The 15,689-nt window shown below is 63.3% G+C and carries 16 protein-coding genes; 1 reads left to right on the forward strand and 15 read right to left on the reverse strand.

The window, feature by feature from the left end; genetic code table 11:
- Window positions 1-12 precede the first annotated feature (12 nt).
- From CRO48_RS03560 to CRO48_RS03600, 9 genes are all read right to left on the reverse strand, one after another.
- Window positions 13-807, reverse strand: coding sequence for an SDR family NAD(P)-dependent oxidoreductase (locus tag CRO48_RS03560; protein WP_097136367.1), 795 nt, complete (start codon window positions 805-807; stop codon window positions 13-15).
- Complete coding sequence (locus CRO48_RS03565; RefSeq protein ID WP_097136368.1) at window positions 804-1,985, reverse strand: aldose 1-epimerase family protein; 1,182 nt, start codon at window positions 1,983-1,985, stop codon at window positions 804-806. Before CRO48_RS03565 ends, CRO48_RS03560 begins: the two co-directional genes overlap by 4 nt.
- Window positions 1,986-2,074: 89 nt before the next feature.
- On the reverse strand, window positions 2,075-2,989 hold the full coding sequence (locus tag CRO48_RS03570; protein ID WP_097136369.1) for a sugar phosphate isomerase/epimerase family protein: 915 nt from the start codon (window positions 2,987-2,989) through the stop codon (window positions 2,075-2,077).
- Between the two features lie 22 nt (window positions 2,990-3,011).
- Complete coding sequence (locus tag CRO48_RS03575; RefSeq protein ID WP_097136370.1) at window positions 3,012-4,103, reverse strand: Gfo/Idh/MocA family protein; 1,092 nt, start codon at window positions 4,101-4,103, stop codon at window positions 3,012-3,014.
- A gap of 26 nt (window positions 4,104-4,129) precedes the next feature.
- Window positions 4,130-5,185 carry an ABC transporter ATP-binding protein gene (locus CRO48_RS03580; protein ID WP_097136372.1) on the reverse strand — a complete coding sequence of 352 codons (1,056 nt, stop codon included), beginning with the start codon at window positions 5,183-5,185 and terminating at the stop codon, window positions 4,130-4,132.
- A 2-nt stretch (window positions 5,186-5,187) separates the two neighbouring features.
- The gene (locus CRO48_RS03585) at window positions 5,188-6,282 is read right to left on the reverse strand and encodes an ABC transporter ATP-binding protein (protein WP_097136373.1); all 1,095 of its coding nucleotides are present in this window, start codon (window positions 6,280-6,282) and stop codon (window positions 5,188-5,190) included.
- Window positions 6,283-6,285: 3 nt separating this feature from the next.
- Window positions 6,286-7,215: a carbohydrate ABC transporter permease gene (locus tag CRO48_RS03590; protein WP_097136374.1), complete on the reverse strand. Its 930-nt coding sequence runs from the start codon at window positions 7,213-7,215 to the stop codon at window positions 6,286-6,288.
- Between the two features lie 23 nt (window positions 7,216-7,238).
- Complete coding sequence (locus tag CRO48_RS03595; RefSeq protein ID WP_097136760.1) at window positions 7,239-8,099, reverse strand: carbohydrate ABC transporter permease; 861 nt, start codon at window positions 8,097-8,099, stop codon at window positions 7,239-7,241.
- A gap of 82 nt (window positions 8,100-8,181) precedes the next feature.
- Window positions 8,182-9,798 carry an extracellular solute-binding protein gene (locus CRO48_RS03600; protein WP_097136375.1) on the reverse strand — a complete coding sequence of 539 codons (1,617 nt, stop codon included), beginning with the start codon at window positions 9,796-9,798 and terminating at the stop codon, window positions 8,182-8,184.
- Window positions 9,799-10,096: 298 nt separating this feature from the next.
- Here CRO48_RS03600 and CRO48_RS03605 point away from each other — a divergent pair, with 298 nt between their 5' ends.
- A complete protein-coding gene (locus tag CRO48_RS03605) occupies window positions 10,097-11,113 on the forward strand; it encodes a LacI family DNA-binding transcriptional regulator (protein ID WP_097136376.1) in 1,017 nt (338 codons plus the stop codon).
- A gap of 39 nt (window positions 11,114-11,152) precedes the next feature.
- On the opposite strand, the gene CRO48_RS03610 is transcribed toward CRO48_RS03605, so the two are convergent.
- From CRO48_RS03610 to blh, 6 genes are all read right to left on the reverse strand, one after another.
- Window positions 11,153-11,869, reverse strand: coding sequence for a L,D-transpeptidase (locus CRO48_RS03610; RefSeq protein ID WP_210201968.1), 717 nt, complete (start codon window positions 11,867-11,869; stop codon window positions 11,153-11,155).
- 6 nt (window positions 11,870-11,875) lie between these two features.
- Window positions 11,876-12,928 carry a L,D-transpeptidase family protein gene (locus CRO48_RS03615; RefSeq protein WP_245423412.1) on the reverse strand — a complete coding sequence of 351 codons (1,053 nt, stop codon included), beginning with the start codon at window positions 12,926-12,928 and terminating at the stop codon, window positions 11,876-11,878.
- Between the two features lie 179 nt (window positions 12,929-13,107).
- The gene (locus tag CRO48_RS03620) at window positions 13,108-13,539 is read right to left on the reverse strand and encodes a YeeE/YedE family protein (protein ID WP_097136379.1); all 432 of its coding nucleotides are present in this window, start codon (window positions 13,537-13,539) and stop codon (window positions 13,108-13,110) included.
- Window positions 13,536-13,946: a YeeE/YedE family protein gene (locus CRO48_RS03625; protein WP_097136380.1), complete on the reverse strand. Its 411-nt coding sequence runs from the start codon at window positions 13,944-13,946 to the stop codon at window positions 13,536-13,538. Before CRO48_RS03625 ends, CRO48_RS03620 begins: the two co-directional genes overlap by 4 nt.
- Window positions 13,943-14,290 (reverse strand): sulfite-sensing transcriptional repressor BigR, encoded by a 348-nt coding sequence (gene bigR / locus CRO48_RS03630; RefSeq protein ID WP_407071886.1) that lies wholly within the window; start codon window positions 14,288-14,290, stop codon window positions 13,943-13,945. Before bigR ends, CRO48_RS03625 begins: the two co-directional genes overlap by 4 nt.
- Window positions 14,284-15,579 carry a bifunctional sulfur transferase/dioxygenase Blh gene (blh, locus tag CRO48_RS03635; RefSeq protein WP_097136382.1) on the reverse strand — a complete coding sequence of 432 codons (1,296 nt, stop codon included), beginning with the start codon at window positions 15,577-15,579 and terminating at the stop codon, window positions 14,284-14,286. Before blh ends, bigR begins: the two co-directional genes overlap by 7 nt.
- Between the last annotated feature and the right edge of the window lie 110 nt (window positions 15,580-15,689).

Genomic DNA, 15,689 nt, shown 5'->3' on the forward strand with positions numbered 1-15,689 from the left:
TGTGACAAAGGGTCAGTGCATCACCCAGCCGCCATCGACGTTCAGCGTCTGGCCGGTGATGAAACCTGCAGCATCGGAAATCAGGAACGTCAGGGCGGCGGCGATATCGGCAGGGCTGCCGCGCCGCTTGACCGCCTGATGCTCCAGCACGAACCGCGTGTAGCCTTCCGGATCCGGGTGGATCTTCTCCGCATCCGTCGGAAAGGCACCGGGCGCCACGGCATTGACGGTGATGCCGTAGGCGCCGAATTCGCGCGCCCAGGCCCGCGTCAGCCCGACGAGCGCGCCCTTGGACTGCACGTAGGGTGCAAGGTTCGCCCACCCGCCATAGACGGTGACGCTGGAAATGTTGACGATGCGCCCCCAACCCTGTTTGCGCATATGCGGCAGGGCCGCCTGGACGCAGACAATGCCTGCATCGACATTCACCCGTTGAACCGCCTGGAAATCTTCGATGCCGTATTCCTCGAAGGGCTTCGAGGGATAGATGGCGGCGTTGTTGATGACGACGTCGATGCCGCCGACCTCGCCGGTCAAGCGGTCGAGCTCCGCTCGCAGGCCTAGAAGGTCGGAGAGGTCGATCACCCGCACCGTGAGGCCCTTCAGGCCCTCTCTCGCCGCCGCATCAAGCAATGCTCGCGTCTTGCTCTCGTCATTGTCGATGGCGACGACCCTGGCACCGCCACGCAGGAAACTCAGCGTCGTATCGGTGCCAAGGCCGCCGGCCGCCCCCGTGTAGAGTATGACCTTGCCTGAAATCGACATGGCGGAAAGCGTCTCCTTGGCTGGGGAAAGCTGGAGGTTCATCGCCGGCCTCCGATTTCCGCGTGGTTGCCGGTGGGTTCCGGGAACTCTTCGGCCGGCTGCCCCGAAAGCCCCCGGATTCTCCGCTCGCTCGCCGCAATAGCTTCGGCATCGGGCAGGATGCGGAAGGTGGTGTCGTAGCGGCGCTCCTCGCCATGTTCGAGCCAGATGAGTTCGCCGCGTTCGCGCGCTGCGGTGTGGCCGAGCACGTGGTTGGTCGACGGTTCGATGCCCAGCGCATATTGGCCCGACTGCAGGTTCTGCCACTCGTACATGCAGGGGAACTGGTCCTTGCGGGTGACGACTTCGAAACCGATGCCGAGCGCGTCGTTGACGAGTGCCACCGGCACTTCGCCGTTGCCGTCGGCGATCATCTCGTGTTGCCAGACCTGCTCGTGGAAGTTCATCTGCGGCGCCGGCATGGTGCGGTAGCCGACTTCCTGCTTGCGATAGTCGGCCCCCGCATGCGCCGCCCAGACCACCTCCTTGAGCGGCGCGAGATAGCGCGACTTTTCCGCCAAAACCGGGTGGCCCACATTGATGTGGTAGCAGTACATGTGCGGCGTGCGGTAGAAGCCACGGTTGACGACCCGGTCGGTCAGCCTGATGTCGTTGGTGCCGGCCTTGATCTCGATACGGCGGACGAGTTCCAGATGCTCGCCGAACACCGTTCCCTGCGTCACCACGCCCTCGCACCAGAGGACGCAGTCGTCGCCCTCCCAGTCTTCGCCGTAACCGGTGAGCTTGCCCGGAATGGTGCCGATGCGGCCGTGCAGCGAATGGCTGATGGTCTTGCGCGGGCCGTAGACGTAGGTGTCGCCGGGCTCGTCGTTCATGAACAGGATGTGGTCGAGGCCGCAGGTGACCATCAGACCCGAGAAGGAGCGCAGCCACGCCAGCCCGCCCTCGCCCTCATATTCGGCAAGGCCCGGATGCTTGAAGCCGGCCGGCGAGTTCCAGCCGATCGCCATGCCGCGATATTCGCAGTCGGCAATGTCAAAGGCTCGGTCGATGAGAACGGTGAAGCGCAGCCCCGTACCGCTGCGAAACTCCAGCATGCGGATGCCGCGCTCGACACCGTCTCCGAGCGTCATCAGGCGCACGCCGGCAAATTGCGAAAAGGATCCGGCGCTGGCGGCAACGTCGCGGCGCGACATCGCCCTCCCGTAGAGTTCGACCATGAGAGTATTCCTGTTGTGAGCCCGGTGTTGCGGACTGTCCTGTCTTCGGTTGAGGCGGCCGGACCAGGGCCCGGCTGCCGGATTGGCGTTTAGAGCCCGTTGGCGCGCAGCTTGCCGTCAAGGAACTTCTTGGCGCGCGGAACGTCGCTCTCATCGAGATGCTCGATGATGATCGGGATGTTCGGGTGCTTCTTGGAAAGCCGCTGGAGGTAGAGGTCGTAGTTCAGCGAACCCAGACCCGGTGCCGGCAGCTCGATCTCGCCGACCCCACGGAAGGTGTGGCTTTCGAGCGCCTCCGCATCGCCGATGTCGGCGTGTTTCTCCGTCTTGTCGTCGCCGGAACGCTTAACGTCCTTGGCGTGCGCGATCTTGATCTTGTCCGACAGCGTGTCGAACACCTGGTTCAGGATCTCGTCCATGCGGTCGATGTTGTGGGATTCGAAGTAGTTGGTCGGGTCCATCAGCAGCCCGAGACCGGGATGGTCGACCTGGGCGAACATCTTCACCGTTTCCTCGACCGAGCCGACCACGTTGTTGACGTAGGTTTCCAGGAGGAAGACCGCGCCATGGTCATAGGCGTGCTGCGACAGGTCGGCGATGACCTTGCGGCATTCCTCGAAGCCTTCCTCGGTCTTGTTCTTCGGGTGATGCACCCAGTCGGATTCGGTGTTGAAGGTGCCGGTCTCGGAAATCACATAGGGCGTGCCGAGGTGCTGGGCGTAGCGGATGATTTCCTTCAGGTAGCCGACGCGGCGCTCGCGTTCGGCCTTGTCGGGATGGATGATGTTCGTGTAGCCGGAGATGCAGCAGATCGGCAGGTTATGATCGCGGAACGTCTCGCGGATGCGAACGCACTTGTCCTTGGTGATCTGGCCGGCCGAAAGGTCGATATCCTTGAAGTGCATGTCGAGCTGGACGGTGTTGAAGCCGAGCGCCCTGATCTTCTGGGCCGTCTCCTCGAGCCCGTAGGGGAAATATCCGGAGAAAATGCCGGTTTGCATCATGATGAAAATCCTCCCTTGGAATTCAGTTGATTGCGATTTCTGAAAGCTTGACCGTTCGCCCCTCCTCGATGGAGCGGTATCCCGCCTCCACGAGCGCGACGGTCTTGACGTTGTCGGCGACGGAGAGCGCCGGCGGCTCGCCGGACTTCACCGCATATTGCAGTTGCTCCATCACGCCGACGAAGGCATGCGGGAACCACATGGTTGCCCATTCGGGCGAGACCCACTTGCCGCCGGTGGTCTTCTTCGAGGCGTAGGAAAGGGTGGACGGAGACCCGTCCGGCCAGCCGATGGTGCCCTGCGCCACACCGTCGGTCCCCTCGACGCGCCACTTGATATAGATGTCGCTGTCGAAACCCTCTTCGCGCGGCCCCGACCAGACGTCCTCCATCGATACGGCAAGGACGCCGCTCGGGAACGTCAGGGTGGAAACGGTGATGCCGTCCTTGTGGGCGAATTTCGTGCGCGGGTCCGTGCGCGTCACCGTGGTGATCGCGTCGGGATCGCCGAACAGGAAGCGCAGCACATCAAGGTGGTGCACGCTCATGTTGGACAGCGTCAGCCGGTCGTAGTCCTCGAGGAAGGTCTGCCAGTGCGGGATGGCTCGCATCTCGATCGTCGCCATGACGGGGGTCCCGAGCTCGCCCCGGTCGAGGATCTGCTTCAGCACCCGCATCGACTGGTCGTAGCGCATGTTCTGGTTGACCGAGAGGATCTTCCCGGCTCTCGCCGCCTCGTCGCGCAAAGCGCGGGCTTCGTCCAGCGTGAGCGCCAGCGGCTTCTGCGCCAGGATCGCCCTGATGTGCGGCTTGCCCAGCGCCTCGCGGATCAGTGCCGGCTGCTGGTCCGGCGGATAGGCGATGTCGAGGATCTCGACCTGCGGATCATCGATCAGCGCCGACGGCGTGTCATGCACCGTTGCAATGCCCCAGCGCTCGGCGACGGATTTCGCCTTGTCCGTCGTACGCGACGCGATGGCGACGACTGGGAAGCCGGCCTCGTTGTAGGCAGCCAGGTGGCATTCGGCCATGATCATGCCGGCCCCGATGCAGCCGATCCTGTAATCCTTCACCCGCACCGGCGGATCAGGCACGAAGCCGTTCGAGTCGCTCATTCGTTCCTCCCATTTCATCTGTCTGTTCATGGACGCAGCGCCTCTCCCGCCGCGCCGAAGAAGTGTATCCGCTCGGGGTTGCAGCTCAGCGCCACAGCACTTTCGATGCGAACGTCCGGCTGGCCGCGCATGAGCGCCCGCAGCTTCTGGCCGCCAGTGTCGAGCGTGACGACGGTGTAGCCGCCGAGGGGTTCGACCTCGTAGACGGTTGCCGGCCGCCCCGGATGGCTTTCGGCCCAGGGCTCGACCTTGAGGTCTTCCGGCCGGATGCCGACGCCTGCAACGTCCTGCGGCATCGCCTGGCCCGGCAGGATGATCGTGCCCTCGCCCGCCTCCAGCCCGGAAGCGTCGACCGCCATCAGGTTCATCATGGGCGCGCCGAGAAGCTGGGCGACATAGCGGCTTGCGGGACGGTCGTAGATCTCGACCGGCGTGCCGATCTGTCGGATCTCGCCGTCCTCCATGATCGCCATACGATCCGCCACCGACATCGCTTCTTCCTGATCGTGGGTCACGTAGATCAGCGTCTGGCCGAGCTCGCGCTGGATCCGCTTCAGCTCAACGCGTGTCTCTTCGCGCAGCCGGGCGTCGAGCGCCGAAATCGGATCGTCCATCAGGTAGGCGACGGGATCGCGCACCAGTGCCCGGGCGATGGCAACGCGCTGGCGTTCCCCGCCCGACAGCTGCGCCGGCGGCTTGTGCAGCAGGTGCGCGATGTGAAGCTTCGCCGCCACTTCATCGACGCGCGCCTTGATCGTCGCCTCCGGCACCTTCCGTTCCACCAGCGGGAAGCGAATGTTCTGCGCAGCCGTCATGTGCGGAAAGAGCGCCAGGTTCTGGAACACCATCGCAACATTGCGGCTCGCCGGCGCAACGTGATTGACTGGCTTGCCGCCAATCAGCACCTCACCCTCGTCGGGCGTCTCAAGTCCGAGTATCAGCTTGAGGATCGTGGACTTACCGGAAAGCGGCGGCCCGAAAAAGCAGAAGAACTCGCCCGACTGGATATCAAAGCTCGCATTCTTGACCGCAACAGTCTTGCCGTAGCGCTTGGTGACATTGCGGAAGGAGATACCGGCCATCGTCACGCCTCCCTGATGGCAATGCCCGTTGCGGCATCGAAGAGCCGGACGGACGCGGGTTCGACTGCGACGGAGACGGTGGTGCCGCTTTCGGCTGTGACATCGTTGTCGAAGACCGCCTTGACCCGCTGCGCGCCGGTGCCGAGATGGGCGATGGTGCGCGCGCCGATGCGCTCGACGAAGGTCACCGGCATGGGCACTCCCTCGCCCGTCACCGAGAGCGAGACCCGTTCCGGCCGAAAGCCGTAGACGACCTCGCGGCCGGCATGGGCGCGCGCCGCGGCTGCCACTTCCGGGGAGAGCGGCGCGGTCAGACCCAGTTCGCCGAGATCCACGACGAGACCGCGGTCGCTATCTGCAAGGCTTCCCCTCAGAAGGTTCATGCCCGGCGAACCGATGAAGCCGGCCACGAACAGGTTGACGGGGTTGTTGTAGACTTCCAGCGGCGTACCCACCTGCTGCAGGACGCCGTGATCCATCACTGCGATCCTGTCGGCCATGGTCATCGCTTCCAGCTGGTCGTGGGTCACATAGACCATGGTCTGGCGGAACTGGCGCTGAAGATGCTTGAGTTCGGTGCGCATGACCGCACGGAAGGCGGCATCGACGTTCGACAGCGGTTCGTCGAGGAGGAAAATCGCCGGCTCGACGATCGCCGAGCGGCCAATCGCCAGACGCTGCAGGATGTTCACCGACAACTTGGCGGACGGCTGCTTGAGCAGCGGCGTCAGCTGCAGGAAATCGGCAATCTTCTTTACCCGGCTGTCGATCTCGGCGTCCGGCAACCCGCGGACCCGCAGGCCGTAGGCGAGGTTGTCGTAGACGTTCATGTGGGTGAAGATCGCATAGTTCTGGAACACGAAGCCGACGCCGCGGCGTCCCATCGCCACGCCGTTCATGTCCCGTCCGTCGAACAGGATGCGGCCTTCCGACGGGCCCTCCATGCCGGCAATCATGTTCATTGTGGTCGACTTGCCGCAGCCGGAGGGGCCGAGCAGCGCCATGAACTCGCCGTCGCGGATCTCCAGATCCATCGTCTTCAGCGCCGTGAAGGCTCCGAACCGCTTGACCAGGTTTTCAAGGTGAATGGCGGTCACAGCTCAGGCTTCCTTCTTCTTGTTCATGCGGCTGATGGCCAGCGACACGAGAATGGAGAGGGAGATGAGGATGACGAGCGCGATCGCCGCCACATAGCCCCAGATCAGGTCCTGCTGCGTCACCTTGTAGATGTAAACGGAGATCGTTTCGGTCGCCACGCCCGGCCCGCCGCCGGTCATGATGTATAGCGTGTCGAAGATCTTGAAGTTCTCGATGACGCGGATGGCGAGCGCGATGATGATGATGGTCTTCATCTTCGGCAGTACGATCGTGCGGAAGCGCTGCCACCAGGAAGCCCCCAGCAGGGTCGCGGCGCGGACCTGATCTTCCGGCACGCCGACGAGGCCGGCAAGCAGGATCAGGAACATCAGCGGCGTCCACTGCCAGATGTCGGCGATCATCACCGCAATCAGCGCAGTCGTCGGATCAGAGAGCCAGGCGATCGAGACGTTCATCCCCGTGACGCCGGACAGGATGTCGTTCACCGGGCCGCCGGACTGGAACAGCATGAAGAACATGTAGCCGGCGACCGCGGGCACCACCATCATCGGGACCAGCATGATCGAGTAGAACACGCGCTTGCCGACGAAGTCGTCCATGAACAGGATCGCAAGGCCAAGGCCGAGCAGGAATTCGGCCGGCACGCAGATCAGCATGACGAGCGCAGTCCGGCCGAGCGCGCTCCAGAAACGCGTATCCGCCATCAGGTCGGTATAGTTGGCAAAGCCGTTCCACAGTTCATAGGCCTGCCACCAGCCGATGCCGTCCAGAGGCGACCAGTCCGTCAGGCTGATATAGAGCTGCATGAGCAGCGGGAAGACGGCGATGAACAGCACCAGCACCTGGGCCGGCATCGTCAGTGCGAAGCCGAGGCGACGACCGTCGTCCGCAGCCGCGGCGCCGTCTTTCAGAGCCGCATCCGCCATGGGCATTTTCTCCGGGGTTGCGAGGCTGGTCATTGCTTCAGCGCTCCGAAGGTCAGGCCGCGTACGAGATGACGCTGGATGGCGATGCCCATGACGACGGGAGGAACGGCGGCGATCAGCCCGAGCGCTGCTTTCGCGCCATAGAGCTGGCCGGTCATCGAGGACGACAGCGAGGCCATGTAGACCGGGATTGTCACCCATTCGCGCGTCGTCAGAAGCAGCGCGATCAGATAATCGGACCAGTTGAGGATGAAGACGAAGAGAGCAGAGCTTGCGAGTGCCGGGCGCATCATCGGCAGCGTGATCTTCATGAACACGCGGGTGCGCGAGCAGCCTTCGACAAGTGCGGCGTCCTCGATCTCGCGTGGCATGTCGTCGAAAAAGGTCTTCATCAGCCAGAAGGCGAAGGGCAGCGTGACGATGCCGTAGATCAGCGCCAGCCCCCACCAGCTGTCGACCAGGCCGAGAAAGGCCCACATGATCATGACCGGGATCATCACGGCCATCGGCGGGAAGAGCCTGAGCTGGATCAGCGCCAGCGGCAGGTTCTGACCCGAGCCGAAGCGCGACAGGCCGTATGCCGCGGCTGTGCCGCAGCTCATGGCGATCAGCGTGCCGAAGACCGCCGAGAGCAGCGACGACAGGATCGGCTTGCCGGCGGTGCGGTCGAGCGCGACGATCAGGTCGCTGGTCGAGGTACCGAAGATGAAGCGGAAATTGTCGAGCGTCGGGTTCTTCGGCCACCACGTCAGATCGGCGCCGGCGGCAGACCATTCGGCGATCGGCTTGAAGGCCATCGAGGCCATCCAGAGCGTCGGCACCAGCGTGATCGCCAGCGCCAGAAGGATCGTCGCATAGCGGAAGATTTCAAAGGGGACGGAGCGGTTCATCATATCACTGCAGCATCTGTGCACGCATGCGGAACGGAGACGGGATCGCTCCCGCTCCGGTTCCGTCGAGTGGACCGGCTTATCAGCCGGTCACCGGATCGAGCACGGTCGGCCACGCCTCCTTGTTGGATTTGATGGCAGCCACAAGCTTGTCCTCGCCGATGCGGCGGGCGATGCGGTTCCACTGGCGCTCGGTATCGGCCATCGCCTCTTCCGGGGTCTTGGTCTTCGTCAGCGCTGCAACGAGGTTCTCATCGAGCGCGTTGTGGAAGGCCGTGGCACCGGGATAGTTGATGGTCGGCACGGTGCGCGCCACCGTCTCGCGGACGATATCCATGTGGTAGTCGTGATAGGTCTGGCGCACCAGCGGATCGGCGAAGTTCGACAGCTGGAAAGGATCGAAATAGCCGCCGGGATTGGCCGTCATCCAGGAATAGATGCGACTGGAGCCGAGCCACTGTAGAAGCAGGTAGCAGGCCTCGGGGTGCTTGCTCTGCGAGGACACCGAGGCCGAGAGGTTGAGCCATAGCACCGAGCGCCGGACAAGCTGGCCGTCGACCTCGCGGCCGGGCGGCAGCATGGAGCCTACCTTGCCGGTGACCTTGGAGCCCTGGTTGCCGGGATTGTCGAGAAACTTCGGCAGGTTCGAGAAGGCGCAGGTCATCGCCGCCCCGCCGCTGGCGAAGTTGCCGTACTGTTCCGGCCAGCCCCAGGAGATCGCGTCCGGCGAGTGGTAGGACAGCGAGTCGACATATTCCCTGGTTGCCTGGAACCCGGCCTCGCCGTTGATCAGCGGGTTGCCGTCGTCGTCAAACAGGAACTGGTTGGGCGAGGCCATCGAGACGAAACGCTGGTACCAGTTGGTGTAACCCCAACCCTGGTTGCGCAGGTCGGTACAGCCGAACTGCCCCTTGTCAGGGCGATGGAAGAAGGCGGCGACCTCGTCGAGCTGCTTCCAGGTCGTCGGCGGTGCCAGCTCGTAACCGTGCCTGTCGGAGAAGGCCTTCTTTTCAGCTTCGTCGTTGAAGAGGTCGGTGCGGAAGTTCCAGGTCTGAAAGTCGCCATCCAGCGAGACGCCGTAGGTCGAGCCGCGATATTGGTTCAGCAGCGAGACGCCCCTCTGCCCGTTCACATAGCCGCGCTCGGGATCGTCCCATTCCGGCTTGTGCTGGGCGACATAGTCGTCGAGGGCCACGATGCCGCCGGTTTCGGCGAGATCGCCCAGACGGTTCCATTCGACGGCGTAGATGTCGAACGCCCCACCCTTGGTGGAAATGTCCTGCATCGTCTTGGTGAACTCCTGGCCGTTCGGCACGCCGACGATGTCGAGCGTGATTCCCGTCTCCTTTTCCCAGAGCTCCTTGATGGACGGCGCACCAGCCGGGAACGGCTGCGTCAACTGGCCGATCGACCCATCTGACAGGCCGAGCACGATGCGATCCGGCGCCTTGCCGGCGCCCTTCAGCGACTTGACTGCCTCAATCGCCCGCCCCTCGGGCGTGTCGGGTCCATACTGGTAGCGCTCGGCGCCGTCGAAACCCGTCGGACCTCCGACCATACCCGGCGCGAGCGCGTCGGCTGCAAAAGCACGGCCCGGACGAATGAACTGCGGCGCGATGCCGGCCACAGCGGTCAGCGCGACCACCTTCCCACTACCGGCAAGAAGCCGGCGCCGCGACATGCGGAAAATATCTGACATGACGTTCCTCCCCATCGGCAGACTTATTCCTCCGCTACCGAATTGCCGGGATACTGACCTTGAGCACCATCATTGTCAACATCATAAATAATCATTTTACATCATTCATTTCCGCGTCTGCGATGCGGCAAATCCCATCTATAACGTCATTTTTCTGATTTGATTTGCGATTTTTGCACCTGGCCCAAGAAAGTGGCGCGCAAAATCACTGGATTCCGCGGAAAAACGCGACGGAGGGCTTGCATCTTTGCTGCATCGATTTACATCAAATTACATCATTCAACAAAAAGGATTCGCAGTGCGATCGACTCTGATTGACATCGCCCGGGAAGCAGGCGTTTCCAGCGCCACGGTCGATCGCGTCCTGAACAATCGCACCGGCGTCAAGGAACGCACCCGGGAAGTGGTGATGGATGCGGCACGCCGGCTGGGCTATGTCAGCGCCGGTTCCCCGGCCGGTTTCGTCGACAGCCGCGTCCGGCTCGATTTCGTCCTGCCCGCCGGGACAAACACCTTCATTGCCAACCTGTTGCAGCAACTGGAGAGCCAGGCTGCCACCCGGCCAGACCTCGATGTGCGCATCCATTCCATCGAGGGCTTCAATCCGGACACGCTGGCGCGCACGCTGCACGACCTGCACGGACAGACCATGGGGGTGGGCGTCATCGCGCTCGACCATCCGACCGTGCGCGAGGCGATGCGCTCGCTTTCCGCCGCCGGCGTTCCGATCGTCACCCTCGTCTCAGACATTCTGCACGTGCCGCGCATCGGCTACATCGGCATCGACAACCGGGCGGCAGGACGGCTCGGCGGCTATCTGCTGGGGCGTTTCCTCGGGCATGGCGTCAAGCGCAAGGTCGCGCTGTTTGCCGGTTCGCTGTCGTATCGGGGACACGAGGAGCGCGAAATGGGCTTTCGCCACATCATCGCCGATGAATTTCCCGATCTCGAGGTGGTGGAGCTGCGCGAAATCCGCGACGACCGCGATCGCGCCTTCGAGGAGGCGACCGCCCTCTTCCGCCGTCATCCCGACCTCGCCGGCATCTACAACATCGGCGCCGGCAATTCCGGCATAGGCCGGGCCCTGGTCGAATCCGGCCTCGCCAAGGATGTGATTTTCGTCGGCCACGAACTGACCGAGCATACCAAGATGCTGCTTCTGAGCGGGGTGATGGATGCGGTGATCGACCAGAACCCGCGGGTCGAGGCGCGCGAGGCGTTGTCGATGCTGAGCCTGACGGCGAAAGGGCGTCCGATCGACTACCATCCGCCGCGCCTGCAGGTCATATTCCGCGAGAACATTCCTGAGACCTGAGTTCCCCGCCGAAGGCGCGGTTTGCGCCGCCGCCTGCAATCAGACGACGGGTCTCGGACCGAGCAAGTTCGTGACGACAATTGGTGTGCCGTTGGGCACTCGGTCGTAGAGATCGACCACATCCTGATTGATCATCCGCACGCAGCCCGACGACACCGATTTTCCGATCGTCCACCATTCCGGCGAGCCGTGGATGCGGTAGAGCGTGTCCTCGCCATTCTGGAAGATGTACAGAGCCCGGGCGCCCAGCGGATTGTTCAGCCCCGGCTCCATCCCGCCATTGGCGATGCTGTAGGGATCGAGCTCCGGCTGGCGGGCAACCATCTCATCCGGCGGCGTCCAGCGCGGCCACTGCCGCTTGTACTGGATCTGGCCCCGACCCTCCCATTCGAAGCCGGCGCGGCCGAGGCCGACGCCATATCGCATCGCCTGGCCGCCGTCATAGGTGAGGTAGAGAAAGTGGTTGGCGGTATCGACCACGAGAATGCCCGGCCGCTCGCCGGTCGGGTCGGGTACCATCTGCCGGCGGAACTGCGGTTCGATCCTCTCATAGGGGATGGCCGGCAGCGGATAGAGTTCGTCCGGCTTCTCGCCGTACATGCTGGCGAAGATCGAGGTTTCCACCGGCTGCGGGGCGACTGCAAGCGTGGGGCGCGGAGCCGTCGAACAACCGGCGAGCACCCCGCTCGCCATCCCTGCGCCACCGAGAAGGAAGGACCGCCGGGTCGTTCTCGCGTGCACAAGGCTCATGCTCATCATCCTCTACCTGCTGCTGGCGTATGGGTCAGCCAACGCTGCCTCTGGACGGCTGACCGGATATTTTGTTCCCGAGACCTTGGCCGCCATCCTCTTCGGGCCCTGCTGCTTGAGCAGCGCACGGAAGCTTGGATGCATGCCACCGTCCACATAAGCAGAGATAGGCGAGGAAGTGGCGTCGGCAATAGCCGCATCGATCTTAAGCCGCTCCGTCTGCATCCGCGCCGTCAGTTCCGTCGCCGGCGGGCCGGCAACCGGCGGGCATTGGGCGAGCGGGTCTGTTGGCTCTTCACCTTCGAATTCGGTGTTGAAGACGTATCGCCCGCCGCACATCGATACCTTCGGCTGCTTCTTCGTGAAGGCAAATGTGTCGTAACCCTCCTTGAGCGTCCGCCAGAACGACATGTTCTGATCGTCGCGATGCAACGCCATGTTCTGCGCCGACATGCGGAACGGATAAGCCTGAACCTGGAACCGCTCCTGGCCGCCCTTCAGCGCTGCCCTGACGATGGCGTATATCTCGCCGACGCCCTGGTCGGTCATGGCGTAGCATCCGGCGGAGGAACAGGCGCCGTGCACCATCAGCGCCTCGCCGGTATAGCCAAGCGCCGATTCCAGGCGATTGGGATAGCCGAGGTTGAACGACACGTAGTACTGGGAGTTCGGGTTCAGCATGCCGGCCGAGACGTGATAGAAGCCTTCCGGCGCCTGCCGGTCGCCGCTCTTGGTTTTCGGCCCGAGTTTTCCGGACCAGCGGCACATCGGATAGGTCTTGAACAGCGCATAGTTTCCGCTCTTGTCGACCTTCCAGACCTCCAACTCGCTCTCCTGCTTGAAGATGCGGACCAGGACGGGACTCTCCGGCTTCATCCCCTTGCGCGACATTTCGGCGGCGACCTTCGAAGACAGCTTCGGCTCGACCTTCGAAAGGGACTCGTAGTCCATCGCGAGACAGCCGGACAACAGCGCCCCGGCAAGCGCCACGGCCGCCAGGCGAGACGTCAGAGCAGACGGCGATACAGTCGTGCCGCGAAGGCGGCGAAAAAGAAAATCGATCATCATGCGGATCAGTCGGTGCAATTCCTGATGTGTCGTTTGCGAGAATCGGCGCAATATCACCACGAGGTTCAGACCGATTGCTTAGAACTTCGTTAATCTTATGGTCGCCGGCGAATTTGCCGCAGCCATCCCCCACCTTCGCATGACAGGCTGGATCGCGGCTGGCGACCCGGTTCGGTTCATTGGCGCCCGCGAACGAACCTGTCATGAGCCGCCATGCCCGCGAGCATCGCCAGCACAAACAGGACCGGCTCGAGCCTGCCAAGCGACAGGGATGCGATCGCCGGTCCGGGGCAGAAGCCGCCAAGCCCCCATCCGGCACCGAAGATCGCCGACCCGATGATCAACCGCGGATCGATCCTGCCCTTTGGCGGCAGATGGAACGACGCGTCGAAAGCGGGATGTGCAAGGCGCTTCATGAGCTGCACGGCGGCAAAGGCAACGCAAACCGCACCACCCAGGACAAAGGCGAGGCTGGGATCCCAGTTGCCGAAGACGTCGAGGAACCCCTGAACACGGGCCGGGTTCAGCATCCCCGACAACGAGAGGCCGAAGCCGAAAAGGCTGCCCGATGCCAGCGCGGTGGCGACTTGCGCGAGATGTCTCTTCATGGGGTAAAACTCTCAAGCAGGGCAACGGCCAGAACGCCGGTCGCAAGGAAGGTGGCCACCGCCGCCATCGAGCGCACGGAGAGCCGCGCAAGCCCCAGCACGCCATGGCCGCTGGTGCAGCCGGAGCCCATGCGCGAACCGAAGCCGACCAGCAGCCCGGCCAGCATCAACAGCGGCCATCCCGCCGTGATCGACACCAAAGGCCACGCCGAAAAGGCGGCACGGTAGAAAAGCGGCCCGCTGACGAGGCCGAGCACGAAGGCCAGATTGGTGGCACGGTCGATCCCGAGCGCCAGCCTTCCGACGATGCCGCTGACCCCGGCGATGCGCCCGTTGAGCAAGAGCAGCAACGCCGCCGCCAGCCCGATCATCATTCCGCCCAGCAGAGAAGTCAGGTATACCGTCATTGCATGGCCTCCGCGCAGAAAATCGCGTGCAGCGCCCCGATCAGTCGGGCGGCCTTCGCCTCGGCAAGGCTGTAGAAGATCTGCTTGCCGTCGCGCCTTGTCGCAACGACACCCGCCGCTCTCAACACGGTCAACTGCTGCGAGAGGTGCGGCTGGTGCAGGTCGAGCCTCTCTTCCAGTTCGCCAACGGAATGCTCACCCTCGACAAGCGTGCAGACCAGCATCAGACGGGCCGGATGGGCCAGTGTCTTGAGCAGTGCGGCAACCTCTTCCGCTCGCGCGCCCATTGCGGCGGGCGATGTTCCGGTCTTTGCCGCCTGTGTGATCGGCGTGTCCATCACCATGCCGCCCCGCCCAGTGCGTTGAGGGGAAACTTCAGATAACGCTTGCCGTTCGCCTCCGGCTCCGGCAGCCGCCCGCCGCGAATGTTGACCTGCAGGGCGTGCAGGATGAGCTTGGGCATCGGCAGGGTTCGGTCGCGAGCGGTTCGCAGCGCGATGAATTCCTGTTCCGAAATACCGGCGGCATGCGGATTGGCGCGCTTCTGTTCGGCAACCGTGCTTTCCCAGCGCGGTGCGCGGCCACCCGGCTGGTAGTCGTGGCCGGTGAACAGCCGGGTTTCGTCGGGCAGGGCCAGGATCTGCGTGATCGAATTCCAGAGGACACGGGGATCGGCGCCCGGGAAATCCGCCCGTGCCGAGCCGCTGTCCGGCATGAACAACGTGTCGTGGACAAAGGCGGCATCGCCGACGAGATAGGTGATCGAAGCGAGCGTATGGCCCGGCGAGAAGATCACGCGGGCCTCAATTTGGCCGACCTTGAAGGTGTCGCCATCGGCGAACAACCGATCCCACTGCGACCCGTCGGCGGGAAACTCCGGCCAGTTGTAGATGACCTTCCAGAGCCGCTGCACGTCCACGACACGCACCCCAATCGCGGTGGGCGCACCGGTCTTTTCCTGCAGATAGGAGGCCGCGGAGAAATGGTCGGCATGCGGGTGGGTATCGAGGATCCACTCGACGCTGAGCCCCCGCTCCTTGACATAGGCGAGGATCGCATCGGCACTGGCCGTTGCCGTCGAGCCGGATTTCTCGTCGAAATCCAGCACAGGGTCGATGATGGCGCATTTGCCCGTCTCGGGGTCGGAAACCACGTACTGCACGCTATAGGTGCGGGGATCAAAAAAGCCCCGTACCTGCGGTCGCCGGGACGACTCCCGGTTTAGCCACGCTTCGGCCGCCGCCAGATCGAAGCCCAGCCTTTTGCCGTAAGCCACGACCTCGTCTGCCTTCATGCGGCCGTCGAGAACCTCTCCGATCGCGTGCAGCGACAGCGCACGCGCACCGGATTTGCAATGAGCCACGACCGGAGCTCCGGCCGCATTCACGGCCTTCTGGAAGGCGCGCACATCAGCCTCGGAAATGGTCGCCATCGTTACGGGTATGAACGCATAGGCCATGCCGTTGCGTCTGGCCGCCTCGGCTTCCGCATCGTTGCCGGGCTGATCCTGCGCTTCACGATCCGGCCGAAGGTTGATGACGGCACCGAATCCGCTTGCCTTCAAATCAGCAAAGTCGGAAATTTCCGGCTGGGACGCGACCGAGAGCGTATCGCTGACCGCTACGATCTTCATTGGCTTCCCCCTTGCTGAAGTCGATATACAATTAAACATAATATATATTGTCTATGTGTCAATCATGCGACGATCCTTGCCATCCACAAGCCGAGGATGTCCTCACGAGT

The organism is Rhizobium subbaraonis (genome assembly GCF_900220975.1).
Taxonomy (GTDB): Bacteria; Pseudomonadota; Alphaproteobacteria; order Rhizobiales; family Rhizobiaceae; genus Mycoplana; species Mycoplana subbaraonis.